The organism is Streptomyces sp. NPDC107522 (genome assembly GCF_055657525.1).
The window spans coordinates 415,267-435,933 of record NZ_JBVKAU010000001.1 but is presented as its reverse complement, the minus strand read 5'-3'; the positions used below and the strand labels follow the sequence as shown (position 1 = coordinate 435,933).

The 20,667-nt window shown below is 72.5% G+C and carries 17 protein-coding genes; 8 read left to right on the top strand and 9 right to left on the bottom strand.

The window, feature by feature from the left end; all coding sequences use genetic code 11:
* The first annotated feature begins 24 nt into the window (after positions 1–24).
* Positions 25–1,494, top strand: a complete 1,470-nt coding sequence (locus tag ACZ7L6_RS01905) for a pentapeptide repeat-containing protein (RefSeq protein WP_471919977.1) — start codon at positions 25–27, stop codon at positions 1,492–1,494.
* A 1-nt stretch (position 1,495) separates the two neighbouring features.
* Here ACZ7L6_RS01905 and ACZ7L6_RS01900 read toward each other — a convergent pair whose 3' ends face one another.
* Both ACZ7L6_RS01900 and ACZ7L6_RS01895 read right to left on the bottom strand, forming a co-directional pair.
* A complete protein-coding gene (locus ACZ7L6_RS01900; RefSeq protein WP_471919976.1) occupies positions 1,496–3,274 on the bottom strand; it encodes a bifunctional sugar phosphate isomerase/epimerase/4-hydroxyphenylpyruvate dioxygenase family protein in 1,779 nt (592 codons plus the stop codon).
* Positions 3,275–3,359: 85 nt separating this feature from the next.
* Positions 3,360–4,256, bottom strand: a complete 897-nt coding sequence (locus ACZ7L6_RS01895) for a shikimate dehydrogenase (RefSeq protein ID WP_471919975.1) — start codon at positions 4,254–4,256, stop codon at positions 3,360–3,362.
* A gap of 168 nt (positions 4,257–4,424) precedes the next feature.
* Between ACZ7L6_RS01895 and ACZ7L6_RS01890 the strand changes: the two genes are divergently transcribed.
* Together ACZ7L6_RS01890 and ACZ7L6_RS01885 are read left to right on the top strand one after the other, a co-directional pair.
* Complete coding sequence (locus tag ACZ7L6_RS01890) at positions 4,425–5,090, top strand: TetR/AcrR family transcriptional regulator (protein ID WP_471919974.1); 666 nt, start codon at positions 4,425–4,427, stop codon at positions 5,088–5,090.
* Positions 5,091–5,289: 199 nt separating this feature from the next.
* Positions 5,290–6,630 (top strand): MFS transporter, encoded by a 1,341-nt coding sequence (locus ACZ7L6_RS01885; RefSeq protein ID WP_471919973.1) that lies wholly within the window; start codon positions 5,290–5,292, stop codon positions 6,628–6,630.
* Between the two features lie 121 nt (positions 6,631–6,751).
* Here the strand turns inward: ACZ7L6_RS01885 and ACZ7L6_RS01880 are convergent, their stop codons facing one another.
* Genes ACZ7L6_RS01880 through wecB form a run of 4 tightly spaced genes read right to left on the bottom strand, consistent with a single transcriptional unit; the run spans position 6,752 to position 12,542 of the window.
* Positions 6,752–8,935, bottom strand: a complete 2,184-nt coding sequence (locus tag ACZ7L6_RS01880; RefSeq protein WP_471919972.1) for a glycosyltransferase — start codon at positions 8,933–8,935, stop codon at positions 6,752–6,754.
* Positions 8,936–8,954: 19 nt separating this feature from the next.
* Positions 8,955–10,763 (bottom strand): hypothetical protein, encoded by a 1,809-nt coding sequence (locus ACZ7L6_RS01875; protein WP_471919971.1) that lies wholly within the window; start codon positions 10,761–10,763, stop codon positions 8,955–8,957.
* Positions 10,763–11,461 (bottom strand): class I SAM-dependent methyltransferase, encoded by a 699-nt coding sequence (locus ACZ7L6_RS01870; protein WP_471919970.1) that lies wholly within the window; start codon positions 11,459–11,461, stop codon positions 10,763–10,765. The genes ACZ7L6_RS01875 and ACZ7L6_RS01870 overlap by 1 nt, the downstream gene beginning before the upstream one ends.
* Positions 11,454–12,542, bottom strand: coding sequence for a non-hydrolyzing UDP-N-acetylglucosamine 2-epimerase (gene wecB, locus ACZ7L6_RS01865; RefSeq protein WP_471919969.1), 1,089 nt, complete (start codon positions 12,540–12,542; stop codon positions 11,454–11,456). Before wecB ends, ACZ7L6_RS01870 begins: the two co-directional genes overlap by 8 nt.
* A 110-nt stretch (positions 12,543–12,652) precedes the next feature.
* Between wecB and ACZ7L6_RS01860 the strand changes: the two genes are divergently transcribed.
* The 3 genes from ACZ7L6_RS01860 to ACZ7L6_RS01850 all read left to right on the top strand — a co-directional run bounded on the left by ACZ7L6_RS01860 (position 12,653) and on the right by ACZ7L6_RS01850 (position 16,801).
* Positions 12,653–14,206: a glycosyltransferase family 4 protein gene (locus ACZ7L6_RS01860; protein ID WP_471919968.1), complete on the top strand. Its 1,554-nt coding sequence runs from the start codon at positions 12,653–12,655 to the stop codon at positions 14,204–14,206.
* The gene (locus tag ACZ7L6_RS01855; protein ID WP_471919967.1) at positions 14,191–15,444 is read left to right on the top strand and encodes a nucleotide sugar dehydrogenase; all 1,254 of its coding nucleotides are present in this window, start codon (positions 14,191–14,193) and stop codon (positions 15,442–15,444) included. Before ACZ7L6_RS01860 ends, ACZ7L6_RS01855 begins: the two co-directional genes overlap by 16 nt.
* A gap of 190 nt (positions 15,445–15,634) precedes the next feature.
* Positions 15,635–16,801 (top strand): glycosyltransferase, encoded by a 1,167-nt coding sequence (locus ACZ7L6_RS01850; RefSeq protein ID WP_471919966.1) that lies wholly within the window; start codon positions 15,635–15,637, stop codon positions 16,799–16,801.
* Positions 16,802–16,829: 28 nt separating this feature from the next.
* Here the strand turns inward: ACZ7L6_RS01850 and ACZ7L6_RS01845 are convergent, their stop codons facing one another.
* The 3 genes from ACZ7L6_RS01845 to ACZ7L6_RS01835 all read right to left on the bottom strand — a co-directional run bounded on the left by ACZ7L6_RS01845 (position 16,830) and on the right by ACZ7L6_RS01835 (position 18,591).
* A complete protein-coding gene (locus tag ACZ7L6_RS01845; RefSeq protein WP_471919965.1) occupies positions 16,830–17,264 on the bottom strand; it encodes a VOC family protein in 435 nt (144 codons plus the stop codon).
* A gap of 204 nt (positions 17,265–17,468) precedes the next feature.
* Positions 17,469–17,696 carry a hypothetical protein gene (locus ACZ7L6_RS01840; protein ID WP_471919964.1) on the bottom strand — a complete coding sequence of 76 codons (228 nt, stop codon included), beginning with the start codon at positions 17,694–17,696 and terminating at the stop codon, positions 17,469–17,471.
* A gap of 445 nt (positions 17,697–18,141) precedes the next feature.
* Positions 18,142–18,591, bottom strand: a complete 450-nt coding sequence (locus ACZ7L6_RS01835; protein ID WP_471919963.1) for a PPOX class F420-dependent oxidoreductase — start codon at positions 18,589–18,591, stop codon at positions 18,142–18,144.
* 91 nt (positions 18,592–18,682) lie between these two features.
* On the opposite strand from ACZ7L6_RS01835, the gene ACZ7L6_RS01830 reads away from it, so the two are divergent.
* Entirely contained in the window at positions 18,683–19,267 is a 585-nt protein-coding gene (locus tag ACZ7L6_RS01830; RefSeq protein ID WP_471919962.1) for a TetR/AcrR family transcriptional regulator, read from the top strand.
* Positions 19,264–20,613 (top strand): MFS transporter, encoded by a 1,350-nt coding sequence (locus ACZ7L6_RS01825; protein WP_471919961.1) that lies wholly within the window; start codon positions 19,264–19,266, stop codon positions 20,611–20,613. The genes ACZ7L6_RS01830 and ACZ7L6_RS01825 overlap by 4 nt, the downstream gene beginning before the upstream one ends.
* The last annotated feature ends 54 nt before the right edge of the window (positions 20,614–20,667 follow it).

Sequence of the window (20,667 nt, the reverse complement as noted above, 5' to 3'; positions counted from 1 at the left end):
CGGCCGGCGTCAGAGTCCCCGCTGATGGAGATCAACGATCTGACGCCGGCCGAGCAGCGGGTGTGGGAGGCCTTTCCCAGAGGCGAGGCCGTGGACTTCCGCGAGGCGGGGGACGAGAGCGGGGCTGAGGGCGGCGCCGACTGGGGGCCACAACGGAGCGTCAGGGCCGCGGTGTTGCGGGCTCTTCTGCTCGACGGCCCGGTGGAGAGCGGGGAGGTGGCCGCCCTCAAGGTGGCCGGTGCGCGGATCACCGGCGTACTGGACCTGCGGTACGCGACCGTCGACAGCGTCGTACGCCTGAGTCACTGCCGCTTCGACGACGTGCCGGACTTCTCCGGCGCCCAGCTCAAGTACCTCAACCTGACCGGGTCCCGGCTGCCGGGTCTGGCGTCCGCGCGGGTCCGGGTCGACGGCGGACTGCGGCTGACGAAGTGCCGGTTCGACGGGCCGGTGCGGCTCGGCGGCGCGCAGATCGCCGGGGCGCTGTATCTGGAGAGCACCGAGATCTCCGCGGCGGACGGAACCGAGGCGCCGGTTCTCCAGCTCCACCAGGTGACCGTCGGGGAGGACCTGTGCGCGTCCCGGCTGCGCACGCGCGGCGAGATCCGTCTCAACGGCGCCACGATCAGCGGCTCGCTGCGGCTGGAGGACGCCGAACTCCGTCATCCCGGCGGCTTCGTCCTCAACGCCGAGGCCCTCGAAGTGGGCGCCAACGTGCTCGGCCGACGGCTGCGCGCGCACGGCCGCATCGACCTGCGCGGTGCCCGCATCCCCGGCCGGCTCGACCTGCTGTACAGCAGGCTGTCCAACCCCGGCGGCACCGCGATGCGGGCGAGCAGCTGTGTCATCGGCGAGGTGTGGCTGCGCAAGGGCCCGCAGGTCGAGGGCATGCTCAACCTGCGCCGCTCGCAGATCGACCACCTCAACCTGGAGCCGGAGATGCTGCCGGACCAGGTCCGCATCCTCGACCTCACATACACCTCCCTCACCCCGCATGTGCCGCCCGAGCGTCGGCTGCCCATGCTGAACCGGGACGACGACCCGTTCGACCCGCACGGATACGAGCAGTTGACCGCCGCCTACCGGCGGACCGGCGACGACCACGCCGCCCGCCTCGTCCAGCTCGCCAAGCAGCGCCGCCACCGCACCACCCTGCCCTGGTACGGCCGTCTGTGGGGCCACGTCCAGGACGCCACGGTCGGCTACGGCTTCCGGCCCATGCGTGCCCTGGGCTGGCTGCTGTCGCTGCTCGCCGTCGGCTCGGTCACCTTCGCGGTGCAGGCGCCGCCGGCGCTGAAGTCGGACGAAGCACCCGACTTCAATCCGGTGTTCTACACGCTCGACCTGCTGCTGCCGGTGATCTCCTTCGGCCAGGAAACGGCGTTCGCCCCGCAGGACGGGCAGCAGTGGCTGTCGTACGTCCTCATCCTCACCGGCTGGATCCTGGCCACGACGGTCATCGCCGGCGTGACCCGGACCGTCAACCGCCAGTAGGTCACTGCGCCAGGTGCTGCGCCGCCAGCCGCACCGGCGCGTTCGGCGCGCCGTAACCCCGGTAGCCGTCCCGCTGCACGAGTTCGAAGAAGACACGGCCGACGGTCACGGTGTAGCAGTGCCGGAACTCGCCGTACGCGTCACGGTCGTAGAGGATGCCCAGCTCGCGGTACGTCTCCAGCTCACCGTCCGCGAACTCGTACCGGGCCGCCAGGTCGTCGTAGTAGTTGGCCGGGATCGGCAGCATCCGGCCGCCCGCCGCCCGGAAGCGGCGGGCCGCGGCGACCACGTCGTCCGTGGTCAGCGCGATGTGCTGGGCGTGCACCGTGTCGTCCGTGGGCGCGGCGCCGACGCTCAGGGCGATCCGCACGCTGCCGTCGGGGTTGGTGACGGCGCGGCTGCGCATCAGGCCGTACGGGTCGGCGACGTCGACGCTCTCCTGGGCGTGCAGCCCGAGGACGCTGCGGTGGAAGAGGGTCGCCTCGTCGTAGTGGTGCCAGGGCTGGGTGAGGGCGAGGTGGTCGATGCGGTGCACGCCCGGGGTCCCGGCCTCGGGCCCGACGTCCGCGAAGTCGGCGCGCCAGCTGGGCAGATCGGGCCGGTCCGTCGCGCAGAAGAAGAGCTCCGTGCCGTCGGGTGCCGCGACCGCGTCGAGCGGGGCGTCCTCCAGGGCGCGGCGGCGGGGCAGGACGGGGGCCAGGAGGGCCTCGGCGCGGCGGGCGGCGGCGGCCGGGTCCGGTGACTCCAGGCCGATGGCGGCGAGTCCGGTGCCGTCACGGCGTGCGGCGCCCGCGGTGTTGACCAGGACGCGGGCCTCGCCCTGCTGCCAGAGATCGACCGGCTTGCTGCGGTGCCGCGCGGTACGGGTGAAGCCCAGGGCACCGAGCAGCGCCGAGACCGGTTCGGCATCGGGCGTGACCAGTTCGGCGAAGGCGACGCCGGTCGGGACGACGGGTGCGGGCGGGGTCGCCAGGCCGACCGCTTCCTGCAGCACGATCAGGGAGCGGTGAGCGTCCACGGCGGTCGGGCCGGCCTCGGCCTGCCGGAAGACGTCGTTGAAGACCTCCAGGGAGAGCGGCCCTTCGTATCCCGTGTGCAGGACGTGGCGGACCAGCCCGGCGACATCGAAGCCGCCCTGTCCCGGGAAGCAGCGGTAATGGCGGCTCCACTGGAGGACGTCCATCGCGAGCAGCGGGGCGTCGGCGAGCTGAAGGAAGAAGATCTTCTCGCCGGGGATGTCCGCGATGCCCTTGGGGTCGGACCCGCGCGAGAGGATGTGGAAGCTGTCCAGACAGGTGCCGAGCGCGGGATGGTCGGCGGCCTCGACGATCCGCCAGGCGTGGGTGTACGTGTTGACATGCCGCCCCCAGGCCAGCGCCTCGTACGCCACCCGGATCCCGAAGTCCTGGGCCAGGTCGGCAAGTTGGCGCAGGTGATACGCGGCGAGCGCATCGTCGTCCACGGCGAGCGGGTGCACGCTGGAGCACACGAGCACGGTGTCGGCCCCGAGCCGCCGCATCACCTCGAACTTGTGCCGGGCCCGCCGCAGATTGCGCCCGAACTCGTCGGCGGGCACGGCCTCGATGTCCCGCATGGGCTGGTAGAGGTCGATACTGAGCCCGAGATCGGCGCAGCGGCTGCGGATCTCCTCGGGGGACAGCGGGCCGGCCAGCAGGTCGTTCTCGAAGATCTCGACGCCGTCGAACCCGGCCCGGGATGCGGCGGTCAGCTTCTCGGTGAGGGATCCGCTGAGGGAGACGGTGGCAATGGACGTACGCATGGATTGCTCCTTCAAGTTGCGGTACTGCAGCGCCCCGATAGGGGCGCGGGGAACTGCGCGACCAGCCACAGACGGCCCGCAGCGTTCATACCGCCTCGCCCACCGAGCTCTCCGCAGCACCGGCCATCTCCGCAATGTCCGCCAGCATCCGCACGCTGTCGGGCTCACGACCCGTGAACAAGCGGAAGGCATCCACCGCCTGGAACGCAGCCATCCCACCCCCGTCCAAGGTCGCGCAGCCAACCGCCCGGGCGGCACGCACCAGTTCCGTCTCCAGCGGTCGATAGACCACCTCGGCCACCCAAAGCCCGGGATGAAGCAGCTCCGCGGGAAACGGCAAGCCTGGGTGCGCGGCCATACCTGTAGGCGTGGCGTGCACGATGCCGTCGGCGCCGGCCAGCAGCTCGGCGAGCCGGTCGGACCCGGCGGCAGCCGCCCGTCCCGCACCGAAGTGCCGGTTCAGCGCCCCGGCGAGATCAACCGCTCGGTCGCTCACCGCATCGACGACGGTGACCCGCTCCGCACCGAGCGTCAACATGGCGTGGGCGACAGCCACCCCCGCTCCCCCGGCGCCCAGCTGCACGACCCGTTCCAGCGGCACGTCGGGCAGCCCGCGCGCGAAGGACGCGGCGAAGCCGGTGACGTCGGTGTTGTGGCCGACGGCCCGGCCGTCCTCGAAGACGACGGTGTTGACCGCGCCCAGCGCCTCGGCCTGCGGGGCGAGCGCGTCCAGGTGCCCGATGACGAGCTGCTTGCACGGGTGCGTGATGTTGAGCCCGTCGAAGCCCAGGTCACGGGCGGCCCGCACCAGGTCGCCCACCGCCTCGGGCGGGACGCCGAGCGCGTCGATGTCGATGAGCCGGTACAGGTAGCGCAGGCCCTGCCGGCCGGCCTCCCGCTCGTGCAGCGCGGGGCTGAGCGACGGGCCGATGCCGGAACCGATCAACCCGACGAGATACGAGTCCTTGGCGTCCTTGGCCACCGGGACCTCCTGAGCGGGTCACTAATGTACGAACTGGTGAGTTAGTCATAGCAGGCGGCACCCGGGATTGGGAAGGGCCGTCCCGCCACACGAGGCGAGCGGGCTTCTACAATCACCGGCACGCGGGTGGGCCACCGGGGAGCGCTCACCCCTCGCCGAAGGAAGCCGATGACCAGCGTCGAAGAGCCGGCACGAACAGGCGGACGGATCCGTGACGCCGCCCGTACCAAGGCCGAGATCCTCGACGTCGCGACGCACGAGTTCGCCCGCGCCGGCTACGACGGCGCCCGCGTCGACGAGATCGCCGCCCGCACCCGGACCACGAAGCGGATGATCTACTACTACTTCGGCGGCAAGGAGCAGCTGTTCACGGCCGTCCTGGAGCGGGCGTACGGCGTGATCCGGGAGGCCGAGCAGCAGCTCGACGTCGAGCACCTGGACCCGGTCGCGGCCATCCGGCGCCTGGCGGAGCTGACCTTCGACCACCATGAGCAGCACCCCGACTTCATCCGCCTGGTCAGCATCGAGAACATCCACGGGGCCGAGCACATCGCCGCCTCCGCCAAGCTGGGCAAGATCGGCTCACCGGCGCTGGACGTGATCCGCCGGATCCTGGAGTCGGGGCAGAAGTCCGGCCTGTTCACGGCCGACGTCGATGCCGTCGACCTGCACGCGATGATCAGCTCCTTCTGCTTCTTCCGAGTCTCCAACCGGCACACCTTCGGCGCCCTGTTCGGCCGCGACCTGGTGGATCCGGCGCAGCGCGAGCACTACCGCGCGATGCTCGGCGACATGGTGATCGCGTACCTGACCGCGGAGCGGGCGGCGGACTGAGCGCGGCAAGTCCCTTCGGCACGACCTCTTGACACCCGGGAAACGTCGGCGCAACATCCGTAGCCAACCGCTACTAACTATCCAGTGGGTTAATTAGCCGGGTAGCACCCGGCGCGGCCGACCCGTCACCCCAGGGATCCGGCACCTCTCCTCTCCGCTCACTCCACGTATGTTGGAGTCCCCTCGAAGGAGCACCCCTGTGTCCGTCCCCGACACCCCCGTCGGCCAGCCGAAGAAGGCGGCCACGGCTGCCTGGATCGGCAGCGCTCTGGAGTACTACGACTTCTTCATCTACGGCAGCGCGGCCGCGCTGATCTTCCCCGAGGTCTTCTTCGACGAGTCCGACCCGGCGACCGCCACTCTGCTGTCGCTGGCCACGTTCGGTGTGGCCTACGCGGCCCGTCCGATCGGCGCGCTGTTCCTCGGTCACTTCGGGGACCGGGTGGGCCGTAAGAAGATCATGGTCTTCACGCTGATCCTGATGGGCGTGTCGACGTTCCTCATCGGCTGTCTGCCGACCCGTGACCAGGTCGGCACCCTGGCGCCCGTCCTGCTGGTGCTGTGCCGGGTACTGCAGGGCATCTCGGCGGCGGGCGAGCAGGCGAGCGCCAACTCGATGACCCTGGAACACGCGCCACCGCACCGGCGCGGCTTCTTCACCAGCTTCACGCTGAGCGGCACCCAGGGCGGACAGCTGCTGGCCACCCTTGTCTTCATCCCGGTCGCCGCGCTGCCGGAGGAGCAGCTGCTGTCGTGGGGCTGGCGGGTTCCGTTCTGGATGAGCATCGCGGTCGCCGTCGTCGGCTATGTCATCCGCCGCAAGCTGGAGGAGACTCCGGCCTTCGAGCAGCAGGCCGCCTCCGAGGGCGTGGCCAAGCTGCCGCTCGCGGTGCTGCTGCGGGAGCACTGGGCGGACGTACTGCGGGTGATCGCCGGTGCGCTGGTCGCCTCGGTCAGCACGATCTTCACGGTGTGGGCGCTGTCGTACGCCACGAGCGACGCGGTCGGGATGAGCAGGTCCTCCATGCTGTGGGTCGGCGCCCTCGCCAACCTGGTCGCCCTCGCCGCGATCCCGCTGTGGGCCACGCTGTCGGACCGCATCGGCCGCCGCCCGGTGTACCTGATCGGTGCGGCCGGCAGCGGTGTGACGATGTTCCTCTACCTGTGGTCGATCTCCACCGGCTCCTACCCGCTGACCCTGCTGCTGGGCATCGTCACCTTCGGTGTGGTCTACAGCGCCGCGAACGGCGTGTGGCCCTCCTTCTACGGCGAGATGTTCTCCACCCGCGTCCGGCTGTCCGGCATGGCCATCGGCACCCAGATCGGCTTCGCGGTCGCCGGTTTCGCGGTCACCTTCGCCGCACAGATCGCCGGCCCGAACGGCGACGACTGGTCCGCGGTGGCCCTGTTCACGGCGGCCCTGTGCGTGCCGCCGGTCGTGGCCGCCCTCTCGGCCCGCGAGACCGCGAGGATCCCGACGGAGCAGCTCGGCGAGCGCACGCCCCCGGAGGCCGCGCAGCCGGAGACGGTGACGGCCTGACCCCGCGCCGATCCTGCGCGCCCCCGCCGAGTCCCCGGATGCCATGACGGCTCCGGGGACTCGGGCATCACCCCGACACGAGCAGCTGCGTCTTTCACCCCGGCACGCGCAGCTGTGTCCTTCACCCCGACACGAGCAGCTCCGTCCAGGCCTCCGCGACCCGCTCCAGGGAGAAACCCTCCCGTACCTGGGTGCGGGCCAGCTCCCCGGCGGACCGCCAGCCGTCCTCGCCGAGCGAGGCGATCGCCTCCGCCATCGCCTCGGGGTTGTCGTGGATCCACCGCCGGTCGTAGATCTCGTCCGCCCCGGGCCACGGCAGCAGCGAGGGTACGGCGCCCGACGCCATGCCCTCGGCGGGCGCGAGGTGGAAGCTCTCGTCGTCGCTGGTGGACAGCACATGCCCGACCCGCCGCAGCCAGCCACCCACATCCGGCCCGAACGCATCGAAGACGACGGCCCCGTCGAGCAGCGGCGAGGTCTGCATCCGGCGCAGCACGGCGTCGTAGTGCGCCCGCTCCTCGGGCTTGTTCCAGATCCACCAGTACTCCCAGGGCGGCTTGGACTTGACCGACAGATGCCAGCGCGGGTCCCTCGCGCGCAGCACCTCCAGCACGTCGAGGCCGAGGTCGAGGCGTTTGCGGCTGGGCGCGATGCCGATCATGCCGAGGCGGTGGTGGGCGCCGGGTGCCTTGGGCCGGTCCAGTTGCTCGGTGTCCACCCAGTTGGGGACCACCACGACCTTCGAGGCGGGCCAGCCGGTGTGCTCGCGGGTGCGGCGGGCGTAGTACGGGCTGACGCACACCACCCGGTCGACGGCGTCGATGTCGATCTGGCGGGGCCAGGGGGCGTCCAGTTCGAAGCGGTGCAGCCGGACGACGAGCCGGCTTCCGCGCCGCTTGTGGCGGCTGTACCAGACGGCGGCCGGGCCGCACCACTCGACGACCACGACGTCCGCCCAGTCGGCGAGTTCCCGGCTCGCGTCCGGGTCGTGGCGGGCCAGCGCCGGCCAGGCGTCGACCCGTACGTCGAGACCGGGCAGCGCACGGAAGTGGTCGAGCAGCCGGATGAGGAACTTCAGGTCGTGCCCCGCGACACCCACCCGCAGAGGCCGCCGGCGGGTCGTCACCTCGGTGGGTGCGGCGGGGAAGGCCCTCGCGAGCTGGGCGCGCCAGCGGGCGGCCGCGCCGTCCAGGGTGTACTGCCGGGCGGCCTCGCGGCAGCGGGCGGCCGCGAGGCGCCGCGCCTCCGGCTCACGGACGGCGCGTGCGACGGCTTCTGCGGCGTCGTCGAGTCCGGCGCGTCCCGGCACGAACAGCGGATAGTCGGTGCCGAGCAACGCCTCGTGCGCCGGGGTGCGGTTGAGGACCACGGGCAGGCCCAGAGCGCCGAACTCCAGGACCTTGGTGGACAGTTCGAGGCTGGAGTCGAGCACCGGGTCCCGCCATCCGAGGCCCAGGTCGCAGTCGGCGGCGATGCGCATGGCCTCCTCGCGCGGCCGGCCGCCGTGGTGGTGGACGCCGGGAGTGCCGGCCAGCGCCCGCGCCATGTCGGTCCGGAAGCCCGGGTGGGCCGGGTCGTCGTGGATCTTGTCGCCGACGGTGTGCAGTTCGGCGGGAACACCGCGTTCGGCGAGCAGCTCCGGCAGCCGGGTCATGGGCAGGGTGTTCCACCGGGGCGCGAACTTGCCGGTGTAGACGAGCCGCAGCGGATCGTGCGGTCCGTCCCGGTCCGGCAGCTCGAAGCCCGGCTCGGGCACGGCGGGCGGGCTCAGCACACACTTGCCGCACGCCTCCGGCACCCAGGTCTCCAGGAGGCAGCGCAACTCCTCCGTCTGGCACAGGAGTCGGTGCGCGGCCTCGGCGATACGGGTGAGGTCCGTGCGGGCCGCCTCGGTCATCTCGGCGGCCGACTGCGGGATGTCGGTGAGATAGGCCCAGATCCGCCCGTCGAACCGGCCGTCGGCCACGATCCGCGTGACCAGCCGCCGGCCGCGCAGCACCAGCAGGTCGCACGGGTCGTCCTCGTCCAGCCGGGTGAGTACCTGTGCGGCCTGCACCGGCGACATGGGCCGGTCGCCCAGGCCCGGCAGCAGCCGCTCCTCGTGCGGGCTCACCAGGGTGACCCCGGGCAGCTCGGCCAGCGGATCGGTCAACCGGCCGGTGCGGACGGGCGACTTGAGGACCAGCCGGGTCGCACAGCCCGCCCGGGACAGGGCCTGCACCGTCGACTGGGCCCACACGGCGGAGCCGTCGATGAGGTTGAGGTCCACGTCGCCGTAGACGAGCGCCCGCAGCATGCGGCTCATGACAACTCCCCCATGCGGCTCATGACGGCTCCTTCCCGCGCACGGCGAACAGACGGTGTCCCTGAGCGGCCCACGTGTCCGGTGCCGTGCCGGACAGGTGCAGCGACCGGCGTACCAGCAGGGGGTGCAGCGACGGTACGAAGACGTAGTCGTCGGCAGCCGGCGTGTGGCCCACCGCGTCCGCGCCGGAGTACTCCTGGGCGCACATCAGGTCGAGCAGCAGGGTGTCGGGCCGGTCCTCGGTGAGGTCCGTCCAGTCGGCGACCCAGGGCGCCCGGGGCTGCCCTCGGCGTACCGGCACTCCGGCGGCGGTGAGTTCGTCGAGCCCCGCCGGATCGGGCACGACGACCTCGGCCGGGCGGTGCAGTTGGCCGAGCACCTGGCCGACGAGCCGGGCGACGTCGGTGCGGTCCCGGGGCGCGGCCAGTACGGCGACGCGCCGCTCGTCCACCGGATCCGGGGCACCGGCCCGCCGCGCCAGCTGCGCCAGCCGTACCCGGGTGCTGTCCGACCGGAACGCCTCGCGCAGCCGCTCCCGGCCCTCCACCGCCGGGTCGAGCCGGGCGAGCCGTACGCCGGTGTCGGCGTCGAGCACGGCGTCCCAGACGAACCGGGCGAGCCCGGGCGCGGCGGAGGCGGGAGCGTCCCGCCACAGCACGGCCGACCGGCCCAGGACCCTTGTCTCGGCGAGCAGTTCGGCGAGCGTGCGGTCCAGGTCCGGGGCGAGGCCGGTGCCGGTCAGCCACCAGGGCCCGTCACCGGTGCAGGCACTCAGCTGCACCACGAGCACATCCGGGTCGGTGCGCTGCACCAGCAGCCGCCCGTCGTGCGGCAGCAGCCGGTTGACGACGACGTCCGCCGCGAAGTCCTCCGCGGTGGCGGGGGTGAGCACACCGGCGAGGACGAGACGGTCGCGGGGCCCTGCCGTCAGGGCGCGATGGGCGAGATGGAAACGGCCGTCGAGGGACACGTCCGGCTCGGCCCGGCCCTTCGGCGCGCTCTCCGATGCGGGAGCGGCCGATCGACGCCGCCCGCGCCACAGTCCGTACAGCTCCCCCGGCAGCCGGGCCGCCCCCCGCTTCGGCGACCGTGCGGCCGACACCAGCGCCTTTCCCACCCGCAGCGAAGTGGACCCCTCCAGCATGGCCACGCGCGCCTGCAGCACCTCGACCCGGTCCCGGGCGGCCCGCAACGCGGCGGCGAGCTGCTCCTTCTCCCGTACGGCGGCGGAGAGCCGCTCGGCGATCCCGTCCTGGCCGGCGGCGCCCCGGGCGCGCTCCGCCTCCTCGACGGTCTCCTCCAAGTCCAGTACCCGGGCGCGCAGGGACCGGGAGGCGAGGTCGGCGAAGACGTACTCGTCGGCGATCCGCAGCGCCGTGGCGTGACCGTCGGACGGGACGGGCCGACCGAAGAAGTCGTGCGGCGGCAGGAGCTCGTCAGTGCGCGCGAGGACCGCGCCCGCGTGCAGGTGGACGTAGTCGAGGGGTGCCGCGCGCAGGACCTGGCAGCGGTGGGCCACCAGAGTGTCGAGGAGCCGGTGGTAGGGGAGGTCGGCCGCACGGTGGCCGAACACGATCAGCGCGCGTGCACCGGGCCGCATCCGTGCCAGTACGGCGCGACAGGCGTCCTCGCTTCCGTGCAGCTCGGGGTCGGGTCCGTAGGAGAGGAGTGCCAACTCGCCCTCGCCGATCGGTTGTTCGTCGTCGCCGTGCAGGGCGACACCCGGGGGCAGGTGCAGGTAGGGCTCCAGGCGCAGGCCGCCGCGGGTCGTGTCCACCACCGTCGTGACGCCGTCGAGGTGCGGATGGAGCAGGTCGGTCAGACGCATCAGCGGGTCCTCGTGAAGACGTGGAAGCCGACCCGGTCCTCCCGGAAGCCGTACGGGCTGAAGAGGACGTGCCGCAGCCCGAGCGGCTCGAGTTCGGCGCGGTAGGCGGCGGTCGGGCGGTGCACGACGTAGTCACCGCGCGGGGTGCGGTCGGCGGTGTCCTCGTCGGTGACGATCAGGCGGCCGGCGACGCGGACGAGGGAGGCCAGGTTGCGCAGTCCGGCCGCCCACTCGTGGTCGTCCAGCACATGGAACAGGACGTCCACGCAGACCACGATGTCGTACGGCCAGGGACTGCGCCACTCGTCGAGCGCGGCGACGGCGTAGCGCGGGCCGCCGCCCTCGACGCGGGCGTGGTCGACCGCGGTCGGGCTCGTGTCGAAGGCGTCGACCCGATGCCCGCAACGGGCCAGGGCACGGGCGAAGTACCCCTTGCCGCAGCCGGCGTCGAGCACGAACAGCGGGGCGGCAGGGCTGGAGAGGTCACCGATGAGGGAGAGCAGCGTGCCGAGCCGCTGGGCGTAGAAGATCTCGTTGCTCTCACGGTCGAGCCCGAGGTGCGCGCCGGAGGCGAGGTCGTCGTGGTCGGCGTGACGGGTGTCCCAGTAGGTGCGGGTGTCGTCGTACGGCGGGGTCTCGTCGTACGGCCGCATGCCGTCGTACGGCCGCACGTCGTAGGGCCGCGTGTCGTCAGCCATGGCGCTCCAGCCACCCGGTGATGACGTGCGCGATCCGGCCGCCCGCCCGGCCGTCCCACAGCGGTGGCCCCTCCCCCGGCGCGGCTCCCCCGCCGTCCAGCACCTTGCGCAGGGCGGGCACCAACTCCCCGTGGGTGACCAGCCGGTTGGTGCCGTGGGTGACCGTGACCGGGCGTTCGGTCGTCGTGCGCAGGGTCAGGCACGGGATACCCAGGACGGTCGTCTCCTCCTGGACGCCGCCCGAGTCGGTGATGACCGCGGCGGCTCCGCGCACGAGGCTCATGAACTCGACGTAGCCGAGCGGCTCGAGCAGATGGACGCCCGGCGCCTCCCCGAGGCCCGCCGCCCGCAGCGCCGCACCGCCGCGTGGGTGCAGCGGTACGGCCAGGTCGAGATGGCCGGCGGCCTCGGTCAGGACGCGGGCGGCGGCCGCGGCGGCCTCCGGGTCGTCGACGTTGGCGGGCCGGTGCAGGGTGACGACGCCGTAGCGCTCGGGCAGCCGGTGTGCGGCGCGGGCGGTCACCGGGTCGAAATGGTCCAGATGGGTGAGCAGAGTGTCGATCATCGGGTTGCCGACGAAGTGCACCCGCTCGGTGGCGACCCCCTCGCGGGCGAGATGGCCGACGGCCTCGGGGCTCGTGACGAACAACAGCTCCGCCAGCTGGTCGACCAGACGCCGGTTGACCTCCTCCGGCATCGTCATGTCGAAGCTGCGCAGCCCGGCCTCCACATGGGCCACCGGGATGCCCAGCTTGGCGGCGACGAGGCCGGCGGCCAGCGTCGAGTTGACGTCGCCGTACACCGTGACCAGGGCGGGTGCGCGGGCCGTCAGTTCGCTCTCCAGGGCCACGAGGAGGTCGGCGGTCTGGCGGGCGTGGCTGCCGGAGCCGACGCCGAGGTCGGTGTCGGGTTCGGGCAGGCCGAGTTGCCGGAAGAAGATGTCCGACATTCGCGCGTCGTAGTGCTGGCCTGTGTGGACGAGGATCTGGGCGCAGCCTGCCGTGCGCAGGGCGGCGACGACTGGTGCGGCCTTGACGAAGTTGGGGCGGGTGCCGACGACGTGGAGTACGCAGCCGTTCATCGTGCCCTCCGTTTGATGGCTCGGTCGCCTGCGGGGCGCCACATGCCGGTGTCGTCGGGACAGCGGCCGTCGGTGGGCCGTTGCTCGGCGTTGCGGCCTACCGTTGCGTTATGTCCCGTTATGTTCTTCGTGCCCTCAGTCTGGCGGCCTCGGTGGCCGTTGGCGAACTGCGCCAGGACCCGTTGAGGGCGGCTCTGCTTGCTGTACGCCTGCTGCCGGGGCGGGCCCGGCGTCGGTTGCGGCCGGTCGAAGTGCGGCTCGCCGGGCGTGCCCGTAGCGCGGGGCCGGTGGCGGTGCCGTCCGCCGCGCGGGTGCCCGCGCCCGCCGGTCGGCGCTTTCGCCCCGTGCCGGGCCGGGTGCTCCATCTGGTCACCAACGGGCTGCCGTTCCGGCACGCCGGCTACACCGTGCGCACGCAGAAGCTGACCGAGGCACAGCTGGCGGCGGGTCTGGACCCGCATGTCGTGACGCGGATCGGCTTCCCCGTGACCCAGGGGGTGCTGGACGCCCGCCCGTCACAGCGCGTGGGCGGGGTGCCGCAGCACCGGCTGCTGCCGCTGCGGCTGCCGTACGGGCAGGCCGCGGCGCTGGCACGCAACGCCGACCTGGCCGCCCGGCTGGTGGAACGGCTGCGACCCGCCGTACTGCATGCCGCGACCGACCACGGCAACGGGCGCGTGGCGCTCGCCCTGCGGGAGACCTACGGGCTGCCGGTGGTCTACGAGGTGCGGGGTTTCCTGGAGGAGACCTGGCTGACGCAGGCGGCGGGGCGCAGCCGGGACGACGAGACGTACCGTGCGCGACGCGCTCTGGAGACGTACTGCATGCGCGAGGCCGATCTGGTGCTGACGCTGGGCGAGGCGATGAAGGCCGAGATCGTGGGGCGCGGGGTGCCCGAGGAACGGGTTCTCATCGTGCCGAACGCCGTGGACGACGCGTTCCTGGCCCCGCTGCCGGACGGGGCGCCGGTGCGTGCCCGGCTCGGGATCGCGCCGGAGGAGTTCGTCGTCGGCACGGTCGGCAGTCTCACCCCGCACGAGGGGCTCGGCACATTGCTCCATGCGGGTGAAGAGCTGCGTCGGCGTGGCGTCCCGGTGCGGTTGCTGATCGTCGGCGACGGACCCGAGCGGCCCGCGCTGGAGCGGCTGGCCGCCCGGCTGGGCCTGGACGACGGGGCCGCCCTGTTCACCGGGCGGGTGCCGCACGCCCAAGTGCGCGACTTCTACGCCGTGTTGGACCTGTTCGCGGTGCCGCGCACCGACGAGCGCGTCTGCCGTCTGGTGACGCCTCTGAAGCCGGTCGAGGCGATGGCGAGCGGTGTCCCGGTGGTGGCGAGTGACGTCACCGCGCTCAGAGAGCTGGTCGAACCGGAGGTTAACGGACGACTAATTCCGGATAACTCACAAAAATCCTGGGCTGATGAACTCGAAATGCTCATTTACAGTCAAAAGCGGCGGACTGAGTGGGGAGCAGCCGCCCGCGCGATGGTCGCGCGTGACCGCACCTGGCAGCGGGCCGCCGCCACAACCCGTGACGCGTACCGCGCCCTTGGATGCCTTGAGGCGGGTGAGTCCCTATGCAGGTCGACCGGACCGGACCATTCGGGGAAGCGAGCGAACCGCTCGGGGAAGCAGAACGGCCCGACACCGTGGAACTCGCGGTGATCGGGCTGGGATACGTCGGACTGCCGCTCGCGCGTGAGGCGGCGTCGATCGGACTGAGGGTGGTGGGGCTCGACCGCGATCCCCGGATCGTGGAGGCGCTCAACACCGGCCACTCCCATGTCGACGACGTCTCCGACGAGGACGTCCGCCGGATGCGGGCGGCCGGCTTCATGGCGTACACGGACGACGCCTGTCTGGCCCGTGCGCAGACCGTGGTGATCTGTGTGCCGACCCCGCTCAGCGAGGACGGCGGGCCCGATCTGAGCGCGGTCAAGGCCGCCGTGCGCACGGTGACGGGCCGGCTGCGGCGCGGGCAGCTCGTCGTGCTCGAGTCGACCACCTATCCGGGCACCACCGAGGAGGTCGTACGGCCGCTCCTGGAGGAGTCGGGGCTGCGCGCCGGCGCCGACTTCGCGCTGGCCTTCTCGCCCGAGCGCATCGACCCGGGCAACACCACGCACGGGCTGCGCACCACACCCAAGGTGGTCGGCGGCTGCACCCCGTCGTGCGCGGCGCGTGCGGTCGCCTTCTACGGCAAGCTCGTCGACACCGTCGTCCAGGCGAAGGGCACCCGCGAGGCCGAGATGGCCAAGCTGCTGGAGAACACCTACCGGCATGTGAACATCGCCCTGGTCAACGAACTGGCCGTGATCAGCCACGAGTTGCACGTCGACCTGTGGGACGCGATCCGCTGCGCCGGCACGAAACCCTTCGGCTTCCAGGCGTTCCGGCCCAGTCCCGGCGTCGGCGGGCACTGCATACCCATCGACCCCAACTACCTGTCGTACAAGGTGCGTTCGTCGCTCGGCTACGAGTTCCGGTTCGTGGAGCTCGCCCAGGAGATCAACCGGCGGATGCCGGAGTACGTGGTGCGCCGCGCCCAGGACCTCCTCAACACCGCCGGCCGGCCGCTGCGCGGCTCCAGGGTGCTGCTGCTCGGGGTCACCTACAAGCCGGACGTGGCGGACCAGCGGGAGTCGCCCGCGGTGCCGGTGGCACGGCTGCTGCGGGAGCGGGAGGCCGAGGTGTCCTTCCACGACCCGCACATCAAGCTGTGGTCCGTGGACGGGGTGGGCGTCCCGCGCGTCGGCGACGTCATGGCGGCGGTGCGCGAGCACGACCTGACGATCCTGCTCCAGGACCACTCGGCCTACGACCTGCCGGCCCTCGGCGACGCGGCCCGCCTGCTGTTCGACACCCGGGGGCGGATCTTCCGGCCCGACGTCGAGGTGCTGTGACCGGCGCGTTTCTCGGGGCAGTGGGCCGCAAGGCAGTGGGTCTCGGGGCGGTGGATCCCGGGGCAGCGGATCCCGGGGCAGTGGGTCCCGGGGCAGTGGATCCCGGGGCAGCGGATCCCGGGGCAGCGGATCTCGGGGCAGCGGATCTCGGCGCAACAGGACTCGGGGCAGTCGAAAGGTGCTTGCTCTGATGCGGATACTCGTCGTCACCGTCGTCCACCACCCCGAGGACGCCCGGATCCTGCACCGGGAGATCGCCGCCCTGCGGGAGCGCGGTCACCGGATCGTGTACGCCGCGCCGTTCGCCGCCCGCCAGGTGGCGCCACGCCCGTACGTCGAGGGCGTGGACCTGCCCCGGGCCGCCGGCCGGGACCGCCGGACGGCACTGCGTGCGGCCCGCACCCTGCTCGCGGAGCGCGGCCCCCAGGCGGACGTCGTCCTGCTGCACGACCCGGAGCTGCTGCTCGCCCTGCCAGGCACGCTGCGCCGATGGCGGCGCGAGGGACGCGCCCCGGTCACGGTGTGGGACGTGCACGAGGACACCGCGGCGGCGCTGGTGATGAAGCGCTGGGTGCCACCGCCGCTGCGACCGCCGCTGCGCCTGGCCGTGCGGTCCGCGGAACGACTGGCTGAACGGCATCTGCGGCTGCTGCTCGCCGAGGACGCCTATCAGCGGCGCTTTCGCCGCCCGCATCCCGTGGTGGCGAACCTGACGACGGTCCCGCCCGAGCCGCCCGAGCCGCCGGGCGACGACCGGGTCGTCTATCTCGGGCACCTCTCCAGGGCGCGGGGCGCGCTGGAGCTCATCGAGACGGCACGGCTGCTGGTGCCGGACATCCACGTCGAGGTGATCGGCGCGGCAGACCCCGAGGTGCGGGACGCGCTCGCCGAGGCCGACCGGGACGGCGTGCTGCGCTGGCACGGGTACCTGCCCAACGACCGCGCCCTGCAGCTGCTCTCCGGTGCCCTGGCCGGACTCTCCCTCCTCCACGACCAGCCCAACTACCGCCACTCACGGCCCACCAAGGCCGTGGAGTACATGGCCCACGGCGTCCCCCTCGTCACCACACCCACCCCGCTCGCAGTCGGCCTCGTAGAGCGCTACGGCTGCGGTCTCGTCGTGCCGTACGAGGACCCGGCCACGGCGGCGCAGGCCGTACGGCGTCTTCGCACCGACCCGGAGATGCGCCTGCGCGCGGCCGTACGGGGCTGGGAGGCGGCGCGCTGCGACCTCAACTGGGCGGACCGGGCCACCGAGTTCGTCATGTGTCTGGAAGCCTGGGTGAAGGAGGCGTCCGCGGAGGCGGACACCGATTCCGCTGCCGCGGTCGCGGGTGGAGCGGCCCGCACACGCTGATCTTCCGGCGGCGATGACGGGGGCCGTTTCATGCGGAGGCCGCTGCGACGCAGAACTCGTTGCCCTCCGGGTCCGCCATCACGACGTGATGCCCGTCGAACGGCGTCAGCACGGTCGCGCCCGCCCGCACGAGGCGCTCGGACTCCTCGGATATGCGCGCCGCCCGCTCCTCGGGGCTGCCGTGTCCCGGTACCCGGATGTCGATGTGAAGCCGGTTCTTCGCCGTCTTCGGCTCGGGCACCTTCAGGATGGACAGACGGGGACCGACGCCCTCCGGATCGCAGAGCCAGGCGCCGTCGTCCTCGGAGTCGTCCTCCGGCAGGTCGAACTGGGCGAGCCACTCCTCGCGGGTGGCGAAGGGGGTCGGCGGCGGCTCGTCGACATACCCGAGCGCCGTCTTCCAGAACGTGGCGAGGCGCTGTGCGTCCGCGCAGTCAAGCGTGAGATCGAATACGGCTGCCATACCAGGACCGTACTGCCCGCCACTGACAGTCGCCCAAGGTGACGTGTCGCGCGGAGTCGGCGTTGACCATCGTTGCCGGATCACTCGATCGGGGACGAGAGGCGGACGGGAACGTGGCGGGGGCCGGGTGGATACGGGTGCCGGTCGGGGACGACGCGACGCGGTAGGCGACGCGGGGGGAGACCCGCAAGGTGCTCCTCGTCGTCAGCGGCGGAAAAGATCGGCGCGGTCCGTTGCGGCCGGGGGTATCTCCTCGTCCGGCAGCCCGAGTCGGCGCAGCAGCGTGGCGAGGACCGCGTCGGGGGCGAGGGCGCCCAGGTCGGCGTACACCTGCCCGTCGGGGAAGCGGGCGGTCTGCCGCCAGCCCCAGTGAAGGGCGAGCGCGCTGGTGCCGATGCCCTCGGGCCGTGGAGGAGGGCGAGTCTCGGGCACCCCTCGAAGGGCGGGGCCGCCTCCTTGTCGAGGAGTTTCAGGGCCTGCTGACGATCCGTGAAGGAACGGGGTGCGGCGGGCAGACAGGGGCGGTCGAGGCCGCCGGACGCTCCGGGAAGCCGTACACCGCGGGCGAACTGCGCCCAAGAGCGGGCGAGTTGCGGGTCCGTTCGCACGCTCTCGTGCACCAGGCGGGCCACGTCGTCCAGTTCGCGAGGGGTCATGGGGGCGGCCACTTCCCGTCCGGTGATCCGGCGCACCAGCCCGCCCGCCGACTCCCACGCCCACTTGCCCGCCTCGTTCGCCATGCCCGATCCGACCGCTCCGAGGACCGCCGCGATCGCGCCCAGCGAGACCGGATCCACCATGCCGCACCGCCCATCCCTGTCTACGTGCCGCTCACAGTGGATCAACCCTGGCGGCACACACGGCAGGTGACGGAGACTCAGCCCCGGTTGCTCCCCTTCGGAATGCCGTACGCCCGCTCCACCCGCAGCCGCAGCACCAGCCGCCCGTCCCGCACCATGGCCGCCCGGAAGTCCTCCCAGTCCGGATGTTCACCCAGGACGTCCCGGTAGAGCCGGACGAGTTCCTCGACCGTGGCGTCGTACGGATCCTCCGCGACCGGCGTGAGGTCGGCCGTACCCTCGGCGACGACGTACGCCCGTCGGTCGGGGGTCGTGACGTGGTACGACGCCCTGGGGTCCCGGCGCAGGTTGCGGGTCTTGGCGCGGTCGTCGGTGATCGAGACGCGGATGATCCGCTCGTCGGGGTAGTAGGCGTGGCTGACGTTCGACAGCTGCGGCCGGCCGTCGCGCTTGAGGGTGACGAGCACCCCGCCGCGGATCTCGGACAGCAGCGCGAGCAGTGCGTTCTGGGTGGCGTCCTCAGTCATGCCTGGATCAACCCTGCCGAGCAGCCCGGGCATTCCCACGCCGGACACCATCGAGTAGACACTGTCTACCACTCCCTGGTAGACAGTGTCTATGTCAGTGCACGAACCCGATACGGGCCTGCGGACCCGGCTGATCGACGTCGGCGTGGATCTCGTCGCCCAGGAGGGCGCCCAGGCCCTCACCCTGCGCGAGATCGCCCGCCGCGCAGGCGTCTCGCACGGCGCCCCGCGCCGCTACTTCCCCACCCACCTGGAGCTGCTCTCGGCGATCGCCCGCCGCGGCTTCGAGGAACTCGCCCGGCGCGCGACGGCCGCCGACGGCGACGGTACGGCCGCCCCACGGGCCCGGCTGACCGCGCTGGGGCGCGTCTATCTGGAGTTCGCGCTGGGCAATCGCGGCATGTATGAGTTGATGTTCCGTCATGACCTGCTGGAGAGCGGGCACTTGGGGCTGCGGGACACCAGCCTCCCCTTGTTCGGCCGCCTCGTGGACCTGGTCGGTCGAGCCCGCCCGGACGCCGACGCCCGGCTCGTCGCGGGCGCGCTGTGGGCCAGCCTGCACGGGACCGCCCAGCTGTGGAGCTGGGGCAGTCTTCAACTCGCCACGGGCGCCGACGACTTCGTACCCCTGCTGCGGTCGGTCCTGGACGCACACCTCGGGCCGGAGGGCGAGTGAACCCGCGGCTCACTCTCGCGAGCAGTGTCGTCGGTGCCGTGATCGTCGCGTTCGACGGCACCGTCCTGACCGTGGCCCAGCCGGCCCTGCAGCGCGACCTGGGCGCCTCCTTCGCCGAGGTCCAGTGGACCAGCACCGGGTATCTGATCGTGGTGGCGAGCCTGTTGGTGTTCGCCGGGCGGCTCGGCGACCGGTACGGGCACCACCGGGTCTTCGGCCTCGGCATGCTCGGCTTCGGGGCCGCCTCGGCGGGCATCGCCCTGGCGCCCGGTGCCGGCTGGGTGATCGGGCTGCGGGTCGTGCAGGGCGTGTTCGGGGCGCTGCTGCAGCCGGCCACGCTCGGGATGCTGCGGGCCGCGTTCCCGGCCGACCGGCTGCGGACGCCGATCGCCGTACGGACCGCCGCGATCGGCGTGGCGGCCGCAGTCGGGCCGGTGGTGGGCGGTGCGCTGGTGGCGGGGCCGGGCTGGCGGGTGGTGTTCCTCCTGAACGTCGTCCCCGCCCTCGTCCTCGGCGGGCTCGCCCTCGCCGTGCGGCCCCCGGACGCCCCCTCCCCCGCCCGGCTGGACATGCCCGGCGCCCTGCTGCTCGCGGTGACCCTGGCCTGCCTGGTCCACGCCCTCGTCGCGCTGCCGGGGTGGGTCTGGACAGCGACGGCCGCCGCGGCCTCCGGCGCCGCCTTCGTCCGGCACGAGCGGCGTACGGCCGACCCCCTCCTGCCGCCGGACCTCGTCGGATCGGCGGCGGTCGGCTCGGCGCTCGGCATGCTGGTGGCCGCGTCGGCGGCGCTGTCCGGCGCGCTGTTCGCCGGCACGTTCCTCTTGCAGGACACGCTCGGCCTGGACCCCTTCCAGAGCGCCCTGCGCAGTCTGCCGCTGGCCCTGCTGATGGTCGTGGCGGCGCCCTCGTGCGCGGTGCTGCTGCGCCGGGCCGGTGCCCGCCGTACGACCGTGGCCGCGACGGTGGTCCTCGCGCTGGGGATCCTCGTCCTCTCCCGTGCGTCGGCCACTCCTGCCCTGTGCGCGGGGTTCGCCCTGATGGGGGCCGGGTTCGGCACGGTGATGGTGGCGGCCACCCATGTCGTCGTACGGGAGGCCGCCGTGAAGTCGGCAGGCGTGGCGGGCGGGCTGCAGCAGACCGCGATGAACGTCGGACCGGTGCTGGGCGTGGCCGCCGCGACCGCGCTCATGGGGCCGGGTGGCGGGCCTGCGCTGCCGTTGACCGTCCTCGCCGCCCTCGCCCTGGCCGGTGCGGTGCCGGGCCGTGCGCTTCCGGGGCGGCCCGGAACGACGATCGACGATCATGGGCAATCGAAGGACCGTACACGTGTTCCTGCGCGACGATGAGGTCAGAGGCCGTTCCGGCGGGGTATGCCGGAGCGCATCCTCGTCGCACGCATT